The sequence below is a fragment of the Massilia sp. METH4 genome (genome assembly GCF_037094685.1).
Taxonomy (GTDB): Bacteria; Pseudomonadota; Gammaproteobacteria; order Burkholderiales; family Burkholderiaceae_D; genus Rugamonas.
Genome location: NZ_CP146614.1, coordinates 6,421,745 through 6,445,200 on the forward strand (window position 1 = coordinate 6,421,745; position 23,456 = coordinate 6,445,200).

Annotated in this window: 14 protein-coding genes; 10 read left to right on the forward strand and 4 right to left on the reverse strand. The window is 67.7% G+C overall.

The features are described 5' to 3' along the window. The first annotated feature begins 233 nt into the window (after positions 1-233). A complete protein-coding gene (locus V6Z91_RS27990) occupies positions 234-3,257 on the forward strand; it encodes a TonB-dependent receptor (RefSeq protein ID WP_338764071.1) in 3,024 nt (1,007 codons plus the stop codon). Between the two features lies 1 nt (position 3,258). Here the strand turns inward: V6Z91_RS27990 and V6Z91_RS27995 are convergent, their stop codons facing one another. Beyond that, a complete protein-coding gene (locus V6Z91_RS27995; RefSeq protein WP_338764074.1) occupies positions 3,259-4,626 on the reverse strand; it encodes an MATE family efflux transporter in 1,368 nt (455 codons plus the stop codon). 80 nt (positions 4,627-4,706) lie between these two features. Between V6Z91_RS27995 and V6Z91_RS28000 the strand changes: the two genes are divergently transcribed. Beyond that, the gene (locus tag V6Z91_RS28000) at positions 4,707-5,135 is read left to right on the forward strand and encodes a group III truncated hemoglobin (RefSeq protein ID WP_338764076.1); all 429 of its coding nucleotides are present in this window, start codon (positions 4,707-4,709) and stop codon (positions 5,133-5,135) included. Positions 5,136-5,142: 7 nt separating this feature from the next. Here the strand turns inward: V6Z91_RS28000 and V6Z91_RS28005 are convergent, their stop codons facing one another. Together V6Z91_RS28005 and V6Z91_RS28010 are read right to left on the reverse strand one after the other, a co-directional pair. Beyond that, positions 5,143-5,526 carry a tautomerase family protein gene (locus V6Z91_RS28005; protein WP_338764078.1) on the reverse strand — a complete coding sequence of 128 codons (384 nt, stop codon included), beginning with the start codon at positions 5,524-5,526 and terminating at the stop codon, positions 5,143-5,145. A 115-nt stretch (positions 5,527-5,641) separates the two neighbouring features. Next, positions 5,642-7,873: a TonB-dependent receptor gene (locus V6Z91_RS28010; RefSeq protein WP_338764080.1), complete on the reverse strand. Its 2,232-nt coding sequence runs from the start codon at positions 7,871-7,873 to the stop codon at positions 5,642-5,644. Between the two features lie 249 nt (positions 7,874-8,122). Here V6Z91_RS28010 and V6Z91_RS28015 point away from each other — a divergent pair, with 249 nt between their 5' ends. The 6 genes from V6Z91_RS28015 (at position 8,123) to V6Z91_RS28040 (ending at position 19,360) form a co-directional block, all read left to right on the forward strand. Next, positions 8,123-10,348, forward strand: a complete 2,226-nt coding sequence (locus V6Z91_RS28015) for a TonB-dependent receptor (protein WP_338764083.1) — start codon at positions 8,123-8,125, stop codon at positions 10,346-10,348. Between the two features lie 15 nt (positions 10,349-10,363). After that, positions 10,364-11,170: a carotenoid biosynthesis protein gene (locus V6Z91_RS28020; RefSeq protein ID WP_338764086.1), complete on the forward strand. Its 807-nt coding sequence runs from the start codon at positions 10,364-10,366 to the stop codon at positions 11,168-11,170. 2 nt (positions 11,171-11,172) lie between these two features. Next, positions 11,173-12,528 carry an oxygenase MpaB family protein gene (locus tag V6Z91_RS28025; protein WP_338764088.1) on the forward strand — a complete coding sequence of 452 codons (1,356 nt, stop codon included), beginning with the start codon at positions 11,173-11,175 and terminating at the stop codon, positions 12,526-12,528. A 13-nt stretch (positions 12,529-12,541) separates the two neighbouring features. Further along, positions 12,542-16,015, forward strand: a complete 3,474-nt coding sequence (locus tag V6Z91_RS28030) for a response regulator (protein WP_338764091.1) — start codon at positions 12,542-12,544, stop codon at positions 16,013-16,015. Further along, complete coding sequence (locus tag V6Z91_RS28035; protein WP_338764093.1) at positions 16,012-16,914, forward strand: diguanylate cyclase; 903 nt, start codon at positions 16,012-16,014, stop codon at positions 16,912-16,914. The genes V6Z91_RS28030 and V6Z91_RS28035 overlap by 4 nt, the downstream gene beginning before the upstream one ends. A 94-nt stretch (positions 16,915-17,008) precedes the next feature. Further along, positions 17,009-19,360, forward strand: a complete 2,352-nt coding sequence (locus V6Z91_RS28040) for a DNA polymerase II (protein WP_338772091.1) — start codon at positions 17,009-17,011, stop codon at positions 19,358-19,360. An 89-nt stretch (positions 19,361-19,449) separates the two neighbouring features. On the opposite strand, the gene V6Z91_RS28045 is transcribed toward V6Z91_RS28040, so the two are convergent. Then, positions 19,450-20,886, reverse strand: coding sequence for a M28 family peptidase (locus V6Z91_RS28045; protein WP_338764095.1), 1,437 nt, complete (start codon positions 20,884-20,886; stop codon positions 19,450-19,452). Positions 20,887-21,114: 228 nt separating this feature from the next. On the opposite strand from V6Z91_RS28045, the gene V6Z91_RS28050 reads away from it, so the two are divergent. Together V6Z91_RS28050 and V6Z91_RS28055 are read left to right on the forward strand one after the other, a co-directional pair. Continuing rightward, positions 21,115-22,437: a GGDEF domain-containing protein gene (locus tag V6Z91_RS28050; RefSeq protein ID WP_338764097.1), complete on the forward strand. Its 1,323-nt coding sequence runs from the start codon at positions 21,115-21,117 to the stop codon at positions 22,435-22,437. Between the two features lie 145 nt (positions 22,438-22,582). After that, positions 22,583-23,383 (forward strand): HDOD domain-containing protein, encoded by an 801-nt coding sequence (locus V6Z91_RS28055; RefSeq protein WP_338764099.1) that lies wholly within the window; start codon positions 22,583-22,585, stop codon positions 23,381-23,383. Positions 23,384-23,456: the final 73 nt, after the last annotated feature.

Consider the following 23,456-nt stretch of genomic DNA (forward strand, 5'->3'; position numbering starts at 1 on the left):
GCGAATCAGGGCGAAGCCTTGTCCGGCGTCCCAGGCGGCTCGGTTTCGTACAGCACCTCCCGCCAGCCTTTCCCTCCCACCCTGCAATTTCATAACCCCCCTTCATCATTCTCATAATTGAAAACGTTTGCAAACCGCCAGATGATTTCCCCAGCGCGGCTTTTTATAAATTCCATACCGAGCTAGTCATTCAGGATCGCCGCGCCCGCACACAACAACAATCGGAGACGCACATGGGTAAGCAAGCGCAGGGCAAGCAGCGGAACAGAACCGCCATCGCCGTCGGCGTGGCACAAGCAGCCATGGCCTGGAGCGGCATCGCATCCGGGCAGGAAGCACCGCCAACCAACGAGGCACCAGGAAGTTCGGTCGTGGTCGTGACCGGCCAGCGCGCTGCGCTGAACTCCGCCCAGAAGATCAAGCAGAACGCCGACGAGATCGTGGACTCGATCGTGGCCGAAGACATCGGCAAGCTGCCCGACAAATCGGTCACCGAAGTGCTGCAACGCGTGACGGGCGTGACGGTCGACCGCATGCTGGCCAAGGGCGACGACGAGCACTTCTCCGTCGAAGGCTCGGGCGTGTCGATCCGCGGCCTGAACTACGTGCGCTCGGAGCTGAACGGGCGCGATTCGTTTTCCGCCAATGGCGGCCGCGTCTTGAATTTCGAGGACGTGCCGCCCGAGCTGATGGCCGGCGTGGACGTCTATAAAAGCCCGTCGGCCGAGCAGATCGAAGGCGCGGTGGGCGGGCTGGTCAACCTGCGCACGGCGATGCCGTTCGACTTCAAGGGTTTCAAGTTCGGCGCGTCGCTGGACACCACGTATTCCGAGCTGCGCAAGGAGCGCGATTCGCCCAGCGGCTCGCTGCTGGTATCGAACCGCTGGAAGACGGGGCTGGGCGAGATCGGCGTGCTGGTCGACGTGGCGTCGTCCAACAGCAAGGTGCGCACGGATGGGTTCCAGGTCGACGCCTATTTCCCGCGCGACGATGTGAAGCCCGGCGCCAGGGTGTGGGTGCCGAAGGCGGCCCAGTGGCGCACCATGACGTACGACCGCGAGCGCGACGGCCTGTATGGCGCGCTGCAATGGAAGCTGAACAACGACCTGCGCTCTTCCCTCACCTACTTCAAGTCGAAGTACAAGATCCATTGGGACGAAAACGCGGTGTTTGCCTCCGCCGAGCCATATCGCGTGAAGCCCAGCGCGGATACCGTCTACGATGCCAATGGCGTAATGCTGGTTGGGACCCTGGAGACGCCGAACTCCACCGGCATCAACTTCGGCAACGACACCCGCTCGGCCGACCGCGATTCCTCCACGACCGACATTGCCTGGAATGCCGAATGGCGTGCCAGCCAGGCGTGGACCCTGTCGGCCGACGTGCAGCGCATCCGCGCCCGCACCGCCGCCTTCGATTCCACGATCGCCACCGGCATCCTGGTGCCGAAGGAGCGGCTGGACCTGACCGGCAAGGTGCCGCGCATCACGTTCGACGACAGCGACCGCGCCTTCCTCGTGGACCCGAACAATTACTTCTGGGACTTCACGATGGAGCACCGCGACGCCAGCGTGGCCAACCAGACGGCCTGGCGCACCGATGCGAAATACACGTTCGACCACCCGGTGCTGCGCGACGTGCGCTTCGGCATCCGGCTGACCGACCGCGAATCGCTCAACACCAATTCCAACCCGAGCTACAACTGGGCCGCCGTGTCGGAACCGTGGATGCTGGGCCAGCAGATCGGCCGGCTGGCCTCCCTGGGCGACCCGCGCTTCGCCGGCGGCGCTTCGGTGCGCACCTTCCCGAACTACTTCAACGGCGATGCGCCGGCGCCGCCGCCGATGCTGTTCCCGGACGTGGCACTGACCACCGGCTATCCCGGCAGCTACGCGGCGCTGCATGAATACCACCAGATCCTGTGCGCCGAATTCGGCTCGACCTGCGATCCGTGGAAACCGGCGGCCTGGGGCACCGACCCGGCCGGCGTCAACCGGCAGCAGGAAAAGACCAAGGCCTTCTATACGCAGCTGCGCTTCGGCTGGGACGACCTGAAGTACCCCATCGACGGCAATGTAGGCATCCGCTACGTGGAGACGGACATGACCGCGGCCGGCTACGTCACGTTCACGCCGCCCGCCAACCTGATCCCCGAGGGCTATGCCGTGGTCGGCCCGGCCGTGCCGCGCATCCCCGCCTATGCCGAGGCGCGCAGCTACGACAACAGCTACAGCAATGTGCTGCCCAGCCTGAACCTGCGCATGAAGGTGACGGACAAGCTGCAACTGCGCCTGGCATTCTCGAAGGGTATTTCGCGCCCGGACTTTTCGCAGCTCCAGGGCTACACGAGCTTGTCCCAATCGGTCACCGCCGACCAGGACCCGGTGACGAAGCAGCTGATCGTGTCGAGCAATAACCTGACCGGCAAGGCGTCCGGCAATCCCTACCTGAAGCCCGTGTCGTCCAGGCAGGTGGACTTGACGGCCGAGTACTACTGGTCGCCGGTCGGCTCCTTCACGGTCGCCCTGTTCAACAAGGACCTGAAAGACATCGTCATCAACCAGCTCTCGAGCTTCGAGGTGAACGACGTGGCGGGCAATCCGCAGGAATTCATCGTCGAATCGCCGGTCAACGGCGCCAGGGGCCATGCGCGCGGCATCGAGCTGGCATATCAACAATATTTCGACATGCTGCCCGGCTGGCTTTCCGGCTTCGGCGTGCAGGCCAACTTCACCTATGTCGACAGCGAAAAGACCCTGTACAACCCGGTATTCCAGGAATACTGCTCGGGCGGCAGCACGCAGGCGAACCTGAACATGGCGCTGAACGGCTGCGATACCGATGGCCGCACCTTCGGCAACCTGCCGCTCGAAGGCTTGTCGAAACGCGCCGCCAATCTCGCCTTCATGTACGACAGGGGACCGTGGTCGGCGCGGGTGGCATGGTCATGGCGTTCGAAAAGCCTGTTGACGGCCAGCGGCACGCGCGGCGGCGAGGCGCTCGACACGAATCCCGCCAGCCCGACGTTCGGCCAGCGCAACCTGAACTGGTCCCTGCCCGTGTGGACCGACCAGTATGGCCAGGTCGACGCCTCGCTGTTCTACAAGATCAACGAGCACGTGACATTCGGCCTGGAAGGCACCAACCTGACGGATTCGGTCTTCAAGCAGGTCATGCAGCAGCATATCGGCATGAAGGGCCGGGCGTGGTTCGCGTCGGGGCCGCGCTATGCGGCCAAGCTGCGGGTGAATTTCTGACCTACTCCATTCGCGGCCGCAGCTTGCGCCGCGCCGCGCGGGCATGCGGCACCCAGGCGTGCACGGCCCAGCGGCGCCACATGATCAGGCCGCGGATCCACTCGTCCGCCGCGAACGCGATGTACAGGCCGGCCAGGCCGAAGCCGAAGTGGATGCCCAGCACCCAGCTGCCGCCGGCCAGCACCAGCGCCATCGATGCCGCGCCGGCGGCCACGGGGAAGCGCACGTCGCCGGTGGCGCGCAGCGCGTTGATGACCACGAGGTTGAACGTGCGGCCCAGCTCCACCAGTACGCCGATCCACAGCAGCCTGCGCCCTTCGGCCACGATCGCCGCGTCCGTCGTGAACACGCCGAGCAGCCAGCCGCCGGCCAGCGCCACGCCGGCCGACACCACGCCGCTGATGACAAGGCCGCGCCCCAGGGCGCTGCGCACCAGCCGGTGCGCTTCTCCCAACTCGCCGGCGCCCACCATGTGGCCCACCATGATCTCGACGGCGAACGCCGTGGACAGGCTGAACACGATCACCATGCTGCCGATCTGCTGCACATAGGCGTGCGTGGCCAGCGCCGTCGCGCCCAGCGTGCCCGCGGCCGCCATGGCCACCATGAACGACAGCCGCCAGGCGATGTTCTCGGCCGCCGCCGGGATGCCGATATGCAGCACCTCGGCCAGCTCCTCGCGCGGCAGGCGCCACCAGTCGGGCGCCGTGGTGACGATGCCCAGGTGGCTGCGCCACAGCAGCAGGTGCAGCACCAGGCCCAGCGCGCGGCTGATGGTGAGCGCGAGCGCGAAGCCGGGCAGGCCCAGCGCCGGCAGCGGCCCCCAGCCGTGCATCAGCGGCACGGCCAGCAGCAGGTGCGTGGTGTGCATGGCCACCAGCACCACCAGCGTATCGCGGGTGCGCAGGTGGGCGCGCATCACGGCCGCCATGGACGCGTTCCACGCATCGAACAGCAGCGCCGGCGCCAGCGCCATCAGGAACGGGAACGCCAGCGGGAACACATCCTTCGGCGTTTGCAACAGGTTCAGCAGCGGCCCGGCGCCGAACAGCGCCACCAGCGCGGCAAATACGCCCAGCCAGGAGCTGGCGCCCACCGATGCCAGCGCCACGCGGTCGGCCCGCTCGCGCCGCCCTCCTCCCAGGCTTTGCGTGATCACCACGCCGATGCCGGAACCGATGATGCGGAACAGCAGGAACAGGGTGACCGAAATATTGTGGGCGATCGCGAAGGCGGCACCGGCCGTGTCGGACAGGTGCGACGCCAGCCACGTGCCGGCCACGCCGATGGCGACGGCCAGGACGAGTTCGACGAGCAGGGGCCACGCGAGCGTGAAGATGTGGGGGCGGGAAGAGCTGGAAAGAGACATGGCGGCGGCGAAGAATCCGCCATTGTACGTGTTCCGAGCCTTAAAATGAGCGTTTCAGCGCATTTTTTGGTTACGCTACCATGGACTCCGCCCGCTTGAACCCGGCCTCGATGTACTCCGCCCCCGATCCCGCCTCGCTCACCCGCCTCGTCCACGAGTTCTATGCCGACGTGCGGCGCGACCCGCTGCTGGCGGCCGTGTTCGGGCCGCGCATCGGCGGCGACTGGGACGCCCACCTCGACCGCATGGTGGCGTTCTGGAGCGACGTGATGCTGGGACGCAGTGCCGGTGTGCCAGGATTCCAGGGCAATGTCTACGGCAAGCACATGACCCTGGAAGGCGTGACGCCCGAGCACTTCCGGCGCTGGCTGAACCTGTTCGACGCCACCGCCCGCCGGCTGTTCGCGCCACCCGTGGCCGACGAGCTGCTGGTGGTGGCGAAACGCATCGCCGCCAGCCTGCAATATGGCTTCTTCGGCAAGGTCGAGGTGGCCGGGCCGGATGCCTGAGAGCCGTTCACTTCACATACTGCGCGACGCCGTTCCCGAACGACCAGTTCTCCGGCTTCACCTCGACCAGGTTGATGAACACATCTTCCAGCCGCACGCCCGCCTCCACGTTCAAGCCCTCGGCGATCGCCTTGTAGAGCGCCTTCTTCTGCTCCACGCTGCGGCCCTCGCTGACGGTGAGCTGGATATAGACCAGGCCATCGGTGCGCGCGATGCCCAGGTAGGACGGGTCGTAGACGAAATGGTCGCCGTCATGCTCGTTCAGGATCTGGAAGTTGTCGCGCTCGGGGACGCCGAACGTGGTTCTCAGCGCCTCATACACCACGTTGCCCAGCTTGCGGGCGTAGGACGGGTCGGGATTCCTGCGGATATCGATGCGGACCAGGGGCATGGCTTTCTCCTTGTCGAGGGGCTTCTCAATATAGCGCAAGGTGGAAGCTGCATCATGCATGCGGCCGCACCGCGGGGCGGCGGCCCCGCGCTGCCATGCCGCGCAAGACCGTACCTTACAGCTTGCCCGACAAGGTGAAGAACACCTGCCGCGGTGCGCCGGACAGCAGCGTCATCGACGTACCCTGCGGGTCGGACGCGGAGAAGCCGTTCGAGCCGATGGTGCCGAAGTAGGATTTGTCGAACAGGTTCGTCACGTTCACCTGCAAGGTCAGGTCCTTCAGCATGCCGGCCGAGCCCAGGCGGTAGCCGCCGGACAGGTTGGCCACCACGTACGACGGCACCGAATTGTCGTTCAGGTAGGTGTAGTAGCGCTTGTCCGTGTACTTGGCGCCCAGGCGGGCGAAGAAGCCGTTGGCCTCGTACGCCAGTTCGGTGTTGAACATCTTCTTCGGCGCATCCACGACCTGCTTGCCCTTGACCGCGACCAGCTGGCCGTTGTCCGTGTAGTTCGATTCGTAGGTCGAATCGTTGTACGTGAAGGTGTTGAGCCAGGACAGCGAACGGGCGATCTTCCACACCGCCAGCGCTTCCAGGCCGCGCGTTTCCACCTTGCCCACGTTGACGATCGTGCCGGCGCAGCCGACGATGCCGGCGCAGGTGGCAATGCCCAGCTGGCGGTCGTCGAACTTCGTGTAGTAGACGGCGACCGAACCTTGCACAGCGTCGCGCTTGAAGCGGATACCCGCATCGAACGTCTTCGACGTTTCCGGCCGCAGGCTGGCGATCGACAGCGCATAGCCGGCGCGGGTCTGCGAGAACGGCCCATTCACGCCCGGCTGGTACGAACGCATGTTCTTCGCGGCCGAGGCGAACAGCTCGTCGCTGCGCGACAGCTGATACGTGAGGCCCGCCTGCGGCAGGAAGGTCTTTTTCGCGGTGATGGAACCGTCGGCCCGGTCGCCCGCGAAGGTGTGCGCATCGATCTCCACTTTCGGGCTCTTGAAGCCGGCATTGACCTTCAGGCGCCCGTCCATCAACGAGATCGTATCCTGTACGTAGAACTGGCGCGTATCCGTCACGAACGATTGCCGGAAGCCGGTGCTCATCGGATTAACCAGGAAATCGTCGATGTAGCGGCCGTCGGTGACGGCATAGAAATTACGGGTCAGCATGTGCTTGTTGCGTTCGGCCCAGAAACCCGCGTTCAGCGTGTGCATGCCCAGTTCCCACGTCAGGTCACCCAGCACGCCATTGCGGCTGATCGTGTATTCGGTGGTGCGGATCGAGATCGGCACCTCGGCGGACGTCGGCGTGTACGGCGTGTACCAGTGGCCCTGCCCCTCATTGCCATGGTGGTAGGCCGTAAGTTTCGCGGCCAGCGCGGGCGTCAGTTGCAGCTCGGCCGACACGCCGCCCAGCTTGTCCTTGCGCAGGCCCTGGCCCAGGTAGTAGGCATCGTCCAGGCTGTTGACGGCGCCGCTGTAGATGCCTTTCGCCGCGTTCACGGCGCGCTGCCAGTCGGGGTAGTAATTGTCCCAGTCCATGCCCAGGCGCCGCGCCATCTCGTGCGACAGGTCCTGGTAATCGACCTCGCGGCGGTCCGAATAATTGAAGAAGGCAGCAAGCGTGTGCTCGCCGATGCGGCGCTCCACCTTGCTGTTGAACTGGTCCTGGTCCTGCGGGCCGGCACCCTTCCACTTCTCGGAACGCATGCGCGTGCCGCTGACGTAGAACTTGGTGCCGCCGGCGAATTCGCCGCTGTCGAAGCGCACGAACGTGCGCGCCGTATCGTCGCTGCCGAGCGTCTGCGCCGCCGTGATGCCCTGCTCGGCGGCGGGGCCGAGCGTGACGAACTGCACGGTGCCGCCCAGGTTCGTGGTCGACGCCGTGCCGATCGCGCCGGCCCCCTGCGACACCACGACCCGACCGATGTTCTCCGACGAAATCGCACGGGAGATGTGCAGGCCGTTGTTGTTCCCGTAGCTCATGTCGCCCAGCGGGATATCGTCCAGCGTGAAGCCCAGCTGGTTCTGGTTGAAGCCGCGGATCGAGAAGCGCGTCGACCATTCGTAGCTGCCGAACGGGTCGGCCGACTGGAAGCTCACGCCGGGCAGCTTTTCCAGCGTCTTCAAGGCGCTGGTGCCGGGCGTGGCCTGCTGCAAGTCGGCACGCGTGATGTTCTGCACCTGGCGCGACTGGCCGGTGCCCGTCACTTCCACGATGGCCATCGGCGGCGCCCCCGCCGGGTCCGGCGCGGGGTCGGCGGCGTGTGCAAGGGCCGGCATTGCCGCCAGCAGCGACAGGCACAGGGGTTTCAGGCGAAGGCGGAACGAAGGCTGGCGCATGAAGTCTTTCTCGTGAAGTTGGCGAAATAAAAAGAATGCCGAATCGTAAAGACGCCATGTGACGCGGCCATGACAGCCTGCCAGCAAGTGGTCATTGCGCGACAGAAAGGCGCTGACGGCAATTGCTCTACTGTAATTCACTATAACTCTGCAACCTGAACTGATAGACTTCCGGCTTGTTTTAACTGCACCGCAATAAAAATTAACTATTCGACCACTTCAGGCGGTGCCCTACCTGAAAGAGAAGTAATGCAAGATCGTCGGGGTTCTCCCACTTTGCTGGCGGCGCTCGTCGCTGCGGCCTGTTCCCATTCCGTCAACGCCCAGACCGCCGAAGGGCAGTTGCAGGAGGTGATCGTTACCGCCCAGCGCACCGCCGCGCCGGAATCGAAGACGCCGGTGGCGATGAGCGTGCTGTCGGGAGACGCCCTGCGCGAAGCGGGCTTCGACACGCCGGCCGAACTGGCCAAGCGCCTGCCCAATGTGCACCTGGATAATGCCGCCGACGGCTTGCGCATCACGATCCGCGGCGTCTCGAACTCCGACGCCACCGACAAGGGCGACCCGTCGGCCGCCTTCATGGTGGACGGCGTCTACATCGCCCGCCCGCAGAACCAGAACGCCCTGCTGCTGGACGTGGACCGCATCGAGGTGCTGCGCGGCCCGCAGGGCACGCTGTATGGCCGCAACACCACGGCCGGCGTCGTGCACGTGATCACGAACGCGCCGACGCGCAAGCTGGAAGCGGCCTTCGGCGTCGATGCCGGCAACTACGGCAGCCGCAAGGCCAACGGCATGCTGAACGTTCCCGTCACCGACTGGCTGGCGCTGCGCGCCGCCGTGGCCGTGGACCGGCACGACTCCTACCTGCGCAACGGCCAGGGTACCGGCCACGCGCTGGGCCAGGATGCCGATATCCGCACCGCCCGCCTGTCGGCCAAGGCGACCTTTGGCGCGGCGGCGCTGCTGGTGCGCTTCGACCACAGCAGCAACGACTACAACCCGGACAGCTTCGTCTCCGACAACAACTTCTTCCGCAATGCCGACAGCGGCAATCCCGTATGGTACGGGGCGCCGGCCGGCGAGCGCCTGACGAACCGCTTCGTGCCGCGCAACGTGGTGCCGGAACAGGGCCGGGGCAGCAACCGCACGTCCGGCATCAGCGCCGAATTCACCTGGAACCTGGGCCCGGCCACGCTGTCCTACCTGGGTTCGCACCGCGAATTCGACCTGGACTTCCTCACCAACTACATTTATCGGGTGGCACCCCGTGCCACCCTGGGCGTGCGCCAGAATTTCACCGGCGGGCAGCGCCAGGATTCGCATGAGGTGCGCGTGGCAACGAATGGCACCGGCGCGTTTTCCGCGCAGGCGGGCCTGTACTGGTTCGACGAGAAATCGCGTTCGACCTACGTGTTCCGCGACCTCGCGCCGATCGGCCTGACGCCGTACTACGTCTTCCCCACCGATCCGGTGCTGGCGAAGAGCCGCGCCGTGTTCGGCCAGCTCACCTACCGCGCCACCGACCGCCTGCGCGCCACCGCCGGCCTGCGCTACACGCAGGACGAGAAGTCGCGCGTGGGCGCCACCAGCTTCCAGCAGGGCCCCGCCTACAACCCCGCGACCGACCTGCAACTGCCCAATGCCGCACGCATCGAGACCGGCAAGCGCACCTGGCGCCTGGGCCTGGACTACGACGTGTCGAAGTCCACCTTCGTCTACGGCACCGTGTCGACCGGCTACAAGGCAGGCGGCTTCAACGACGGCTGTGTGGCCGGCACCACGCTGGGCGTAACCTGCCCGTCCGCCGCGACCGTCGCGCCCGGCTACCTGTACTACCAGCCGGAGGAATTGAAAGCCTTCGAACTGGGTGCCAAGACGCGCTTCTGGAACAACCGCGCCAGCCTGAACGCCGCCGCGTTCAAGTACGACTACACGAACCTGCAACTGTCCGGCAACGCCATCATCGCCGGCGCGCCCCGCTTCATCACCACGAACGCGGGCGTGGCCAGCGTGCGCGGCCTCGAGCTGGACGGCAAGGTGCAACCGACCGCGGACGACCGCTTCAGCTACGGCCTGACCTTGCTCGATGCGCACTACGTGTCGTACACGCCGGACGGCATCCACTCATGGAACGACAGGAAACTCGACCGCGCGCCATCACACGTGCTGTCGGCCGGCTACGAGCGCCGCCTGCGGCTGCCGGGCCACGAAGTGCGCGCCGGCGTGAACGCGCGCCGCAGCGCCGCCTACATGATCGGCGTGCCGTCGAAGCTGGTGCAGTACCGCGTGCCGGCGATGACGAATGTCGACGCCACGCTCGCCTGGCACCCCGACGATGCGCCGTGGACGCTCTCCGCCTACGGCCACAACCTGGGCAACAAGATCGCCCCGGCCACGATCGACAGCTTCGGCATGTCGGTGCCGGGCGCGCCGCGCACCTACGGCGTGCGCTTCGATTACCGCTACCAGTAACCGGAAGGCCGATCGATGAAGGCGATGCGCCTGGTGCCCCTGCTGGCCGGCATGCTGCTGGCCGGCTTCTTCGCCGTGCTGCTGATGCGCGGCCAATCCGAGACGACCATCCTGCTGGTCGCCAGCTCGCTGCTGATGTTCGGCGCCAGCGTGGCGAGCGCCTGGCACCTGCTGGGCGGGCCCGCCACGCTGCGCTTCGTGGCGATCGCCGTCCCCACCGGCTGGGTTGCCGAGCAGCTGGGTTCCTCCTACGGCTGGATCTTCGGCAGCTACACCTATACCGACGTGCTGGGCCCGGCGCTGGGCGACGTGCCGGTGGTGATCCCGCTGATGTGGTTCGCGCTCACCTACGGCGCCTACGTGATCGCCAACCTGGCCGTGTGGCAGGCGCCCGTCGACGGCGCCGCCGGCCTGCGCTGGACCTTGGCGCTGTCGTTCGTCACCGCGATGATCGTCACGGCCTGGGACCTGGCGGCCGATCCCTACTTCGTTTTCGTACTCAAGGCGTGGATCATGGAAAAGAAGGATGGCTGGTGGTTCGGTGAAACGCTGCAGGGCTTCGTGGGCTGGATGGCCGTGTCGTTCTTCATCGTGCTGTGCTTCCGCCTCACGCTGCGGCGCGCGCCCATCCGCCCGCCGCTGCCGGCCATGCGCCGGCACGTGCTGGTACCGCTGGGCGTCTACGCCGGCAGCACCGCCTACCAGGTGTTCCTGGCCCAACCCGTCGAGCTGCGCACCGTGGCGTTCTTCGCGGTCGGCATTCCGCTCCTGATCGCCTGCTGCGGCCTGGCCCGCTGGCAACCCCAACCCCGAGAGGAATGACCATGCCCGACGGTTCCCGCCTGAGCGCCGCCACATCGCCCACGCTGCGGGCCGACCCGCTGGCCGACGCCACGATGGCGCGCATCTTCGCCACGGCCGGCGGCGACGGCGTGCCGGCCGACGAGATCGCGCTCGTCAACCGCGAAATCGCCACGTGGACGAACAACGCCGTGCTGACCGGCTGGCGCGCCGCCGCCGACGTGCCGGCACCCATCGCCGCCGCGCTGGAGGATTTCGTGCGCGAGGCGCACGCGCTGCCCGGCTGGGCGGACCCGGCGCGCATCGCAAGCGCCGAGCGCACCTTCATGGATATCGGCATGCTGTCCTGCACGCTGCTGTTCTGCGCCAGCCTGCCGGAATGCTATGTGATGCCGGACCTGGCCGACGTGCTGCACGCGGCCGGCCAGCTGGAGGCGCACACCGATTACCGCGTGCGCTCGACGGCGGCGATGATCTTCCCCGTGATGCTGCGCGGCGGCCTGTGCGACGCCACCGGTGCCGGCTTGGCGCAGGTGCTGAAAGTACGCCTGATCCACGCCACGATCCGCCACCTGGTGCTGCGCGGCAGCCCGGAACAGGCGCTGGGCGCCGCGGCGGTGCCGCCGTTGCCCGCCGCCGGGCGCGGCATGCATGGCGTGCTGCACGCGCTGGGCTGGGATACCGCCGCGCGCGGCCTGCCCTGCAACCAGCAGGAACTGGCGTATACGCTGCTCACGTTCAGCTACGTGTTCCTGCGCGCGCTGCGCCAGCTCGGCCTGGGCCTGCCGCCGGCGCAGGAAGAGGCCTACCTGCATGCCTGGAACGTGGTCGGCCATGTGCTCGGCATCGAGCGCGCACTGATGGCCGGGACGATGGAGGAAGCGCGCTCGCTGTTCGACCGGCTGCAGGCCGAGGGCGATCGCCAGCCCCGCCTGCCGGACCCGCGGCCGGCGCTGGCGGCGGCGCTGCTGGCGACGATGGAGCGCAATATCCCGCTGCCGCTGCTGCGCTCGTTCCCGCTGCAGCTGACCCGCTACCTGTGCGGCAAGACGGCCGCGCGCGCGCTCGGCCTGAAGCGGCATTCGGCGCTGCCGGCGCGCCTGCTGTTCCTGGCGTGCCTGGGCACCATCCGCGCCATCGATACGGTGGTGCGCGTGGCGGTGCCGGATTTCTCGCTGTCGCGCATGTTCACGCGCGTGCTGGGCTACCGCCTCACGGCGCGCATGCTGATGGACCAGACCCGCCCGCTGCGCCTGCCGGATGCGTTGCTCGACCAGGTCGGCTGCACGCTGCACTGCTGGCATACGGACCCGAAGGCGCCGGGCTGGCTGAACCGGTGCGAAGCGCGGCTGGCCGGCCGCAAACCAGAAGGACAATGACGAGATGCCACGCATGACGAGAACCCTGGTGCCGCCGACGCTGGCGCTGCCGCTGGCGCTCCTGCTCGCGCTGCTGCTGGCGCTGCTGCTGCCCGGATTGGCTGCCGCCGCAGCCGCCCCCGTGGTGCTGGACGACGCGCGGCAGGAGGTCGATGCCTGGTCGGCAATGACGATGCTGTCCGACCCCGACAGCCGGCTCGACGCCGCCGCGGCCCTGGCCGCGCAGGACCGTTTCCACCCGCCCGACACGGCGCGCGGCACCACCGGCCGCTATGAGCGCGTGGTGTGGCTGCGCATCCCCGTGACGGTGCCGCGGGGCGCCGACGGCCAGTGGGTGCTGGCGCTGAACTACGCGCTGCTGGGCCGGGCGGACCTGTGGCTCGCCAGGGACGGCCGGCTGGGCCGGCATATGGCGGGCGGCAACCGCCTGCCGCCCCCCGAACCGCAACTCGGTGCGCGTGTTCCCGCCTTCGTGCTCACCCTGCCGCAGGGCGAACACACGCTGCTGATGCGCGTCGAGGCGCGCGGCCCCATCATCCTGCCCGTTCGGCTGGAGAAGGCGGCGCGCTTCCACCGCCTGGAACTGGTCGAGCAGATGGCGCAGGGGCTGCTGGCCGGCCTGGCACTCTGCCTGCTCGCCTACAGCCTGGCGCAATGGGCCTCGCTGCGCGACCACACGTTCGGCAAGTTCGCCCTCGGCACCTTCGGCCTGGGCCTGTACACGATCGACTTCTTCGGCATCGGCCAGCAGTACCTGTGGCCCGGCAATGCGTGGATGATCGAGCACATGGGCGGCATCGCTGCCATGGTGGCTTCCTGCGGTTCCTACCTGTTCGTCGAACAGGTGCTGGCTCGGCGCGGCATGGACCGGCGTTTCAGCCTGCTGATGAAGGGTTGCGCCGCGCTGATGGCCTTGACGGCCGTTACCTATGCGCTCGACATCCTGCCGATGAACGGCCTGCTGCTGGTGGTCTCCACGCTGGGTGCCACGCCCAAGCTGTTCGGCCTGCCCGGCGCCTTCCGACTGATGCGCCGCGGCGACCCGGTGGGCTGGTACTTCACCACCAGCTGGCTCTTCTGTTTCGCCGGCGCCATGGTGCTGGGCCAGGTCTTCGCCGGCCAGGTCGAAGCCACGTTCTGGACGATGCACGCGCTGGCGCTGGCCAACGCGGTCGACATGCTGCTGTACATGCGCATCCTGGGCTTGCGCACGCAGGGCTTGCAGACGGCCATGCTGCGCGCCGAGGCCGCCGCCAGGCTGAAGTCGGACTTCATGGCCAACATGAGCCACGAGATCCGCACGCCGATGAACGCCATCCTCGGCATGAGCCGGCTGGCACTGATGGCCGGGCCGGACCCGCGGCTGCGCAATTACCTGTCCAAGATCCTCGGCGCGGGCGAGCACCTGCTGGGCATCATCGACGATATCCTCGACTTCTCGAAGATCGAGGCGGGCAAGATGACGCTCGAGAACGTGCCGTTCAATGTCGACGCGCTGCTCGACCACCTTTCCAGCCTGACGGCGTTGAAGTCGGACGCGCGCAAGGTGGAACTGGTGTTCCGCGTGGGCCGCGGCGTGCCCGCCGTGCTCACCGGCGACCCGCTGCGGCTCGGCCAGGTACTGCTGAACCTGACCGGCAACGCCGTCAAGTTCACCGAGCGGGGAGAAGTGGTGGTCGCCGTCGACGTGGTCAACAAGGGTGCCGGCAAGGCGGCCGATGGTGTCACCCTGCGCTTCACCGTCAGCGACACGGGCATCGGCATGAACGAAGAGCAGCAGGCCAACCTGTTCCGCGCCTTCAGCCAGGGCGACGCGTCGATGACGCGCCGCTACGGCGGCACCGGCCTGGGCCTGACGATCTCGCAGCAGCTGGTGCAGCTGATGGGCGGGCAGATCACGGTGCGCAGCCGGCCCGGCGCCGGCAGCACCTTCAGCTTCACGGTGGACGTGGGCATCGGCAACCCGGACGAGGCGCTGCCGTTGCCGGCCACGCTGCCGCAGCAGGCGCGGGTACTGGTGGTCGATGACAGCGCTACCGCGCGCGAAGCCATCGTCGAGATGCTGGGCGGCTTCGGCATCGCGGCGGACACCGCCGATTCCGGCGAACAGTGCCTGGCCATGCTGCACGCGGCGGAGAACGGCGGCCTGCCCTACCATGTCGTGCTGATGGATTACCTGATGCCGGACCTGGACGGCGTGCAGACGATCCAGCGGATCCGCGAGGACCGGCGCTTCGCCGCACCGCCGGCGATCCTCATGCTCACGGTGTGCACCCGGGACGCGGTGCTGCAACAGGCCGGCGAGTTGCCGCTGTCCGGCTTCCTCACCAAGCCGGTAGGCCCCGCCCTGCTCTACCACAGCCTGCTGCAGGTGCTGCGGCCGGAAATGTCCGGCCCGGCGGCGGCGACCCAGGGCGTGCAGGTGCGCGACCTCGACCTGGCGCGGCTGGACGGCGCCCGCGTGCTGCTGGTGGACGACAATGCCAACAACCGCGAGGTGGCGCTGGACTTCATGGCGGCCGCGCGCATGCAGGTGGACGTGGCTGTCAACGGCCTGGAAGCCGTGCGCATGGTGCAGGCCGGCGACTACGACCTGGTGCTGATGGATATCCAGATGCAGGAAATGGATGGCCTGGCGGCCACGCGCCGCATCCGTTCCATGCCGGCCTGCGCGAACCTGCCCATCGTGGCGATGACGGCCCATGCGCTGGCGGGCGACCGCGAGAAAAGCCTGGCGGCGGGCATGAACGACCACGTGACGAAACCGATCGACCCGGACCTGCTGTTCGCCGCGCTGCTGCGCTGGATCGAGCCGGGCCGGCTGGCCGGCCGCACGCCGCCGGCACCGCCCGCGCCGGAGCCGGTGGCGGCGGAAGAATTTCCGGCGCCACCGCTCCCGGCCGTGCCGGGTGTCGACTGGGAAGCGGCGCTGGCCAGCGTGGATGGCCGGCGCCCGCGCCTGCAAAAGCGCCTGGAAGGCTTCGTGCGCGAGTACGCCACGGCGCCGGCGGCCCTGCGCGCCGCGCTGGCGGCCGGCGACCATGCGTCGATGGGCGTGCTGGTGCATAACCTGAAGTCGAGCGCAGTGTACATCGGCGCCACGGCGGTATCGCGGCTGGCCGGCGCCGTCGAGTTCGACCTGCGCCAGGAACGCCAGGAACGGCTGGCCACGTCGGTGCCGGAACTGGTCGCCATGCTCGATACGCTGCTCGGTGGCCTGGCGCCGCTGGCGGCGCTACGCGCGGCACCGGCCACCGGGGCCGACGTGCACGCGCTGCTGCGCGCACTCGCCGCCTGCCTGCGAGACGACGATGCGCGGGCCGAAGACCTGCTGCGCGAACTGCGCGCGTTGCCGGCCACGGCGGCGCACGGCGCCCTGCTGGCCGAGATCGGCCGGGCGGTCGCCGAGATCGAGTATCATGCGGCACTCCAGCCGCTGGCCCGCCTGGCGCAGGCGCTGGCTACCACTCTCGAAGAAGCCGCATGAACACGATGCAAAAAGTCCTGGTGGCCGACGACGACGCGATCAACCGCGAGGTGCTCGCCGAATTGCTCAAGCCCGAGTACACGGTGCTGCTTGCCAGGGATGGCGCGCAGACGCTCGACCGCGCCGCGCGGCACGTGCCGGACCTGATCCTGCTCGACGTGCTGATGCCGGACATGGATGGCTTCGAAGTGCTGCGCCGGCTGCGCGAAGACCCCCGCACGGCCGACATCGCCGTGATCTTCGTTTCCGGCCTGGGCCGGCCCGAGGACGAGGCGCAAGGCCTGAAGCTGGGCGCTTCCGACTATATCTCCAAGCCGTTCAACGCCACCGTGGTGATGGCGCGCGTGGCATTGCACCTGCAGATGGTGCGCCAGCGCCGCATGCTGGAACGGCTGGCGCACGTGGACGGCCTGACCGAACTGGCCAACCGCCGCCGCTTCGACGAAATGTTCGAACAGGAGCTGCAACGCGCGCGCCGCAACGGCACGCCGCTGTCGCTGGCGCTGCTCGACATCGACGCCTTCAAGCAATACAACGACCACTACGGCCACCCGGCCGGCGACCGGGCGCTGCGCGCCGTGGCACGCACGGCCAATGCCGCCGTGCAGCGCCCCGGCGACCTGGCGGCCCGCTACGGCGGCGAGGAACTGGTGCTGCTGATGCCGGAAACGGATGCCGCCCACGCCCGCGCCCTGATGGACCGGCTGCGCGATTCGCTGAACCGGCTGGCAATCGAACACCTGGCCTCGCCCGTGGCACCGGTGCTCACCGCCAGCGTGGGCGGCGCCACGCTGCTGCCGGACGAGGACACCACCGCCCTGTTCGCCGCCGCGGACGCCCACCTGTACCGCGCCAAGCAGGCCGGCCGCAACCGCGTGGTGTGGCGCGCCACACTGTAATCCCGTGCGCCAGCCCGACTCCCAGCATGCAGCCGCCGGGCAAGCAGATTCCGGGCGTGCAGCCTCCCGGCATGCAGACTCTCAACCCGGGTTTCTGCTGACCCGCCACTGGCGCGATACCGACGCCGGTACCGAGGTCGAATTCTGGGTCGCCACCGACGCCGGCCCGCGCCGCCTGCGGCTGCCGCCGCAACCGGCCGTCGCCTTCATCCCCGCCGAGTGGCAGGATGCCGCCGAAAAGGTGCTGGCCAGGGAGCGGGGCTGGGAGCTGCGCGCGCTGTCGCTGCGCGACTTCCGGCACCGCCCCGTGGTCGGCCTGTACTGCGGCCATTACCGGCAGCTGCTGAAACTGGAAAAGCGGCTGCGCGAGCATGGCGTGGACGTCTACGAGGCCGACGTGCGGCCGCCCGAGCGCTACCTGATGGAGCGCTTCATCACGGCCCCCGTGACGTTCGAGGGCGACGAAGCTGGCGAGGGCGACGTGATCGTCAACGCGCGGCTCAAGCCGGACGAGGGTTACCGGCCGAAGCTGCGCCTGGCCTCGCTCGACATCGAGACCACCGCGCATGGAGAACTGTATTCGATCGCCATCGAGGGCTGTGGCGCGCGCGACGTCTACATGCTGGGGCCGCCCAACGGCGACGCGGGCACCCTCGACTTTCCCCTCACGTATTGCGCCGACCGCCCCGAACTGCTGGTACGGCTGAACGAGTGGATGGCCCGGCACGATCCCGACGCGATCATCGGCTGGAGCGTGATCCAGTTCGACCTGCGCGTGCTGCAGAAGCATGCTGACCGGTACGGCGTGCCGCTGCTGCTGGGCCGCGGCGGCGCGCCCATGGAATGGCGCGAGCACACCAACGGCCAGCATTTCTTCGCGTCCGCGCCTGGCCGGCTGCTGATCGACGGCATCGAGGCGCTGCGCTCGGCCACCTGGAGCTTCACCTCGTTCAGCCTGGAGCACGTGGCGCGCACGCTGCTGGGCGAAGGCAAGGCGATCGACAATCCCTACGACCGCATGGACGAGATCAACCGCATGTTCGCCGAGGACAAGCCGGCCCTGGCCCGCTACAACCTGCAGGACTGCGAACTCGTCACGCGCATCTTCGCCAAGACGGGCATCCTCGACTTCCTGCTGGAGCGCGCCAGCGTGACGGGGCTGGCGGCCGACCGCAGCGGCGGTTCGGTGGCCGCCTTCGAGCATCTCTACATGCCGCTGATGCACCGCGCCGGCTACGTGGCGCCGAACCTGGGCGACGTGCGGGGCGAGAACAGCCCGGGCGGCTTCGTGATGGATTCGCGCTCGGGGCTGTACGACTCGGTGCTGGTGCTCGACTATAAAAGCCTGTACCCGTCGATCATCCGCACCTTCCTGATCGATCCCGTAGGGCTCATCGAGGGTTTGCGCGTCGAGGAGGCCGAGGTGGAGACGAACACGGTGCCGGGCTTCGTCGGCGCGCGCTTCTCGCGCACGAAGCACTGCCTGCCGGCGATCGTCACGCGCATCTCGCAGGGCCGCGAGGCGGCCAAGCGCGAGAAGAACGCCCCGCTGTCGCAGGCGCTGAAGATCATCATGAACGCGTTCTACGGCGTGCTCGGTTCCACCGGCTGCCGCTTCTTCGACCCGCGCCTGGCGTCGTCGATCACGATGCGCGGGCACGAGATCATGCACCGCACGCGCGCGCTGATCGAGGAACGCGGTTACCAGGTGATCTACGGCGACACCGACTCCACCTTCGTCTGGCTGGGCCGCGCCCATGGCACGCAAGAGGCCGACGATATCGGCCGCGCCCTCGTGGCGCACGTCAACGATTACTGGCGCGCGCAGCTGCGCGCGGAATTCGGGTTGGAGAGCGCGCTGGAGCTGCAGTACGAGACGCACTACCGGCGCTTCCTGATGCCGACCGTGCGCGATTCCGACGAAGGCAGCAAGAAGCGCTACGCCGGCCTGGTGCTGCGCGCCGACGGCAGCGACGACATCGTGTTCAAGGGCCTGGAAACGGTGCGCACGGACTGGACGCCGCTGGCCCAGCAATTCCAGCAGACGCTGTACGGCCTGGTCTTCCGCGGCGAGCCGCACCGCGAGTACGTGCGCGACTACACGGAACGCATGCTGCGCGGCGAACTGGATGAATTGCTCGTCTACCGCAAGCGGCTGCGCCGCGCGCTGGACGACTACGAGAAGAACGTCCCTCCGCACGTGCGCGCCGCCCGCATCGCCGACGAATTCAATGCCGCCCAGGGCCGGCCGCTGCAATACCAGAATCGCGGCTGGATCCGCTACCTGATGACGACCGCCGGACCCGAACCGCTCGAGACGCGGCGCGCGCCGATCGATTATGCGCATTACCTGGAGCGGCAGCTGCAGCCGATCGCGGATGCGATCCTGCCGTTCCTGGGAGATAGTTTTACGGGGTTGACCAGCAGGCAGCGGGTGCTGTTCTAGGCGCTGCGGCCATCTCTGCACTTGGTGTCGCACACGATTTTCCTTCGGAAAATCATGTGCGACACCGAGGCATCAGGCGCCGGTGGCCGTCACTTCCCCAGCAACTTCCGTGCTGCCTCCGCATACGGCGCCGCATTCGGTACCCCGGTCCACTTCGGCCGCACGGCATCGTTGGCCATGTCCTGCAGCGCCAGCGCGACCATGCGCGTGACGCGCGCCATGTTGTCGTAGTCGAGCTTCGCCCAGTCGTCGTCCTTGCCGTGGTAGTCGGGGAAGCCGAAGGCCACGGCGAGGGTATGGGCGGGCACGCCCACGTCGGCCAGCGCCTGGTTGTCGCTGCGGGCGAAATAGCGGTCGCTGTTGGCGGCGTGCTTCCACAGCCGCACGCCGGTGCGCTCGCCCGCCTTCTTCAGGTAATCGGTCACCGTCGAATAATCGAAGCCCGTCAGCGTAGCCGTGCCAACCTGGGCGCCCTCGCTGTCGTCGGTGCGGCCGACCTGTTCGAGGTTCAGGTGCGCGACCGTATCCTGCAGGGGGAACACAGGGTGGCGGCCGTAGTAGCGCGAGCCAAGCAGGCCCAGTTCCTCGCCGAACAGCGCCACGAAGACGATGCTGCGGCGCGGGCGCGTCTTTTCCGCGGCCAGCGCGGCCGCGATGTCGATGACGGCGACCGTGCCGCTGCCGTCATCGTTGGCGCCGTTGTGGATCTCGCCATTCCGGATGCCCAGGTGGTCGTAGTGCGCCGTCAGCAGCACATAGGTGTTCTTCAGTTGCGGGTCGCTGCCACGCAGCACGCCGACCACGTTCTTCAGTTTCACCGCGCGCAGCTGCGGCACGCCGACGGTGGCAGCCACCGTGGCGCCCTCGCCTTCCAGCGCGGCCGCGGCGGCCGCATCGTGCAGCAGGATCACGGGCGGCGCGCCGGCCGGGGCCACCTGCTCCGGATCGATCAGCCAGCCTTCGCCGCGGTTGCGGTGCATGCCGCGCGGGTCGACCAGCACCACCAGCGCCGGGCGCGCCTTCAGCCCCGCGCGCAGCACGTCCGCGGCGTCGAGCATCGGGGCAGCCGGCACCACCAGCACCTTCCCATCGATTTCCGCGCCCGCCTGCTGGGCATCCTGCCACGTCAGGCGCACCACCGGTGTCGCGGCCAGCGCCACCGGCTGCACGAAGTTGGCGGTGGCGGCGGTATGCGCGACGGTGAAGGTCTTGCCGCCAGCCTGCAAGGTGAAGGCGAAGTCCTTCGGATCGCGGCTGGCCTGCTGCCACTTCGCCGTCTGGAAGTAACCGTCATCCCCCGCCGCTTCCAGGCCGGCGCGGCGGAACTGGGCGGCGATATATTCGGCCGCCAGGTCCAGCCCGCGCGACGGCGTGCCGCGCCCTTCCAGCAGGTCCGAGGCAAGGAAGGACAGGTGGCCGCGCAGCGAATCGGCCGATATGCGCGCCGCCACGGTATCGGTGGCCGGCTGGGCATGAACGCCGGCCGCGGCCAGCATCAGGGTCAGGGCGGAGAGGGATTGACGCATGAAATCGCTTTCTTAACAGGAAGAAAATGCAATATCGCATGAGAGTTGTCGGCCAGTCAATGCTGCGCGGCCGTCCGGCCGGGCGCGGCAAAATGTGACGCTTTGCCGTCCTGCCAGCGCAACAGTCTCTGAAATATTTATTGCCCGGTAGAAATTATACGCGTATCGTTTACCCCTGCCCTCCGCTCTCCCTCTTGCCCCTTGAACCCTGCGCGCGCCCATCGCTATATGTATCGTGCCATCGCGATCCTGATGGTGATCACCATCGGCTTGCTGGTGTGGCATCACTTCGGCATGGAGCGCGTGGTCGACCTCACCCAGCGCCGCGACGTGCGCATCGAGGCAATGGACGACCGCTGGATGGGTGGCCGCAGCAGCGTGTCGCTGGAACGCGGGAACGGTGCGCTGACGATGCGCTGCCAACTGGTTCGCAGCATCGAGTGGCCTGCCTGCAAATACCAGTTCCTCATCTCGGAAACGGCGGCCGGCATGGACCTGTCGGAATTCGATGCCGTGACCTTCGACGTGAAGTACGAGGGGCCGGGCCGGCATGCCTTGCGGGTGATGCTGCTCAATTACGAGCCCGCGATCTCGAAACCGGGCGAAGTGATGACGCGCAAGGTCAATGAAGTGGAGTTTCCGGTCACGGGCGACGGCGAAATCCGCGTGCCGCTGAACGTGTTCCACACGGCGACGTGGTGGATTGACTACATGAAGGTGCCGCTCGACGAGACCGATATGCGCATCGACAACGTCACCAGCGTGGAAGTGCTCACCGGCGCCACCAGCGCGGCCGGGGAACATGTCGTGGAGTTGCGATCGCTGCGCCTGCACGGAAAGTGGGTCACGAGCGGCGAGCTGTACGTGGGCCTGATGGCGGCATGGATCATGTGCGCGGTGAGCTGGCCGGTGCTGACGTCGCTGCACCTGCGCCGCGAACTGGGCGAGAGCAGCCGCCGCCTCACGCTGCTCGGCGAGATCAACGCGGCGCTGCAGCTCGAAGCGCGCGAACTGGTCGAGCAGGCCAACACCGACCCGCTGACGGGCGCCCTGAACCGCCAGGGCCTGCGCGCCGCGCTGATGAGCACCTCCTCGCTGCTGGCGCCGCCGATGGCCGTGGTGTTCGCCGATATCGACCACTTCAAGCGCATCAATGACCGCCACGGCCACGACGTGGGCGACGGCGTGCTGCGCGAATTCGCCGCCGTCATCCATGGCGAGATCCGCGCCAACGACAAGCTGGTGCGCTGGGGCGGCGAGGAGTTCCTGATCGTGTGCCCGGCCACGGGTGCTGACCAGGCCCGGCAGCTGGCCGAGAAGCTGCGTGCCGCGTTGCGCGTGGGCGCCTGGCCGGCCGGGCTGCGCGTCACCGCCTCGTTCGGCATCGCGGCGCGCACGCCCGACGAGGATATCGGCGCGGTGATCAAGCGTGCCGACGGCGCCCTGTACGCCGCCAAGGCGGCCGGCCGCGATTGCGTGGTGGTGGCCGAGGCCACCGCGCTGCCGGGTACGAACTGGTCAGCCGAGCCGGCAGGCGCGCACTACGATTGAACGCTTGCGTTTCCGCAACACCCCAGCCAATTTCTGCATTGATCTTATGCAATCTTTCGGCGGTTCCCCCGATTTCGCGGATTACACTGGGGCAACCAGTGCGCGCAATCGCACAGTTCACGAAAAACCCGCACGAGAGACACCCATGCCCACGCTCACCCAGTTCTTTGCCGACGTTAAACTGCCCACGATCCCCGAAGTCGCGCACGCCCTGATCGCCACCCTCGACGATGAAGACGCCTCGGCGAAAAGCATCGCCGCCATCATCGCCCGCGACCCGGCACTCACCGCCAAGCTGATGCGTCTGGCGAACAGCGCCCGCTTCGGCTTTTCGCGCGGGGTGAGCTCGCTGGACGACGCGGTGGCCCTGGCCGGCATGTCGCACATCCGCACGCTGGCGCTGGCCACCTGCTTCGCCGAATCGTTCCCGCAGTTGCCAGGCCTGGATTCCGATGAATTCTGGAAGAGCAGCATGGCGTGCGCCGGTTATGCCAAATGGCTGGCGACCGGCCTGGGTACCGATGGCGGCGAAGCCTGGCTGGCCGGCATGATGCTGCGCCTGGGCGAACTGCTGATCTGGCAGGTAGCCCCCGCCCAGTTCGCGGAAATCGAACAGCAGCCGCACCTGCCGGGCGGCCGCTGGGAACGCGAGCAACGCCTGCTGGGCTTTTCCGAAGGCCAGATCACGGCGGAACTCGGCCGCCGCTGGAACTTCCCCGCCCGGATCGTGCGCGCCCTGGAAGGCTCGAGCGACCCGCTCGCCACGAAGCCGTTCTGCCAGCTGGCCGGCGTGATCCACCTGGCCAGCCTGCTGGCCGACACGCCCAGCGACGACCCGGAAATCATCGGCACGCTGCCCGCCGAGGTCGTCGATACGCTGCAATTGCGCCGCGAATGGATGATGGCGAAATTCCCGTCGCACGAGTCGTTCTCGGCCGCGCATTGAGCCGTCCGGCTCGAGGTTGCGCGCTGCGCCTGCATACAGGGGGCGCAGGGGGCGCAGGGGTCTGTCCCCGGTA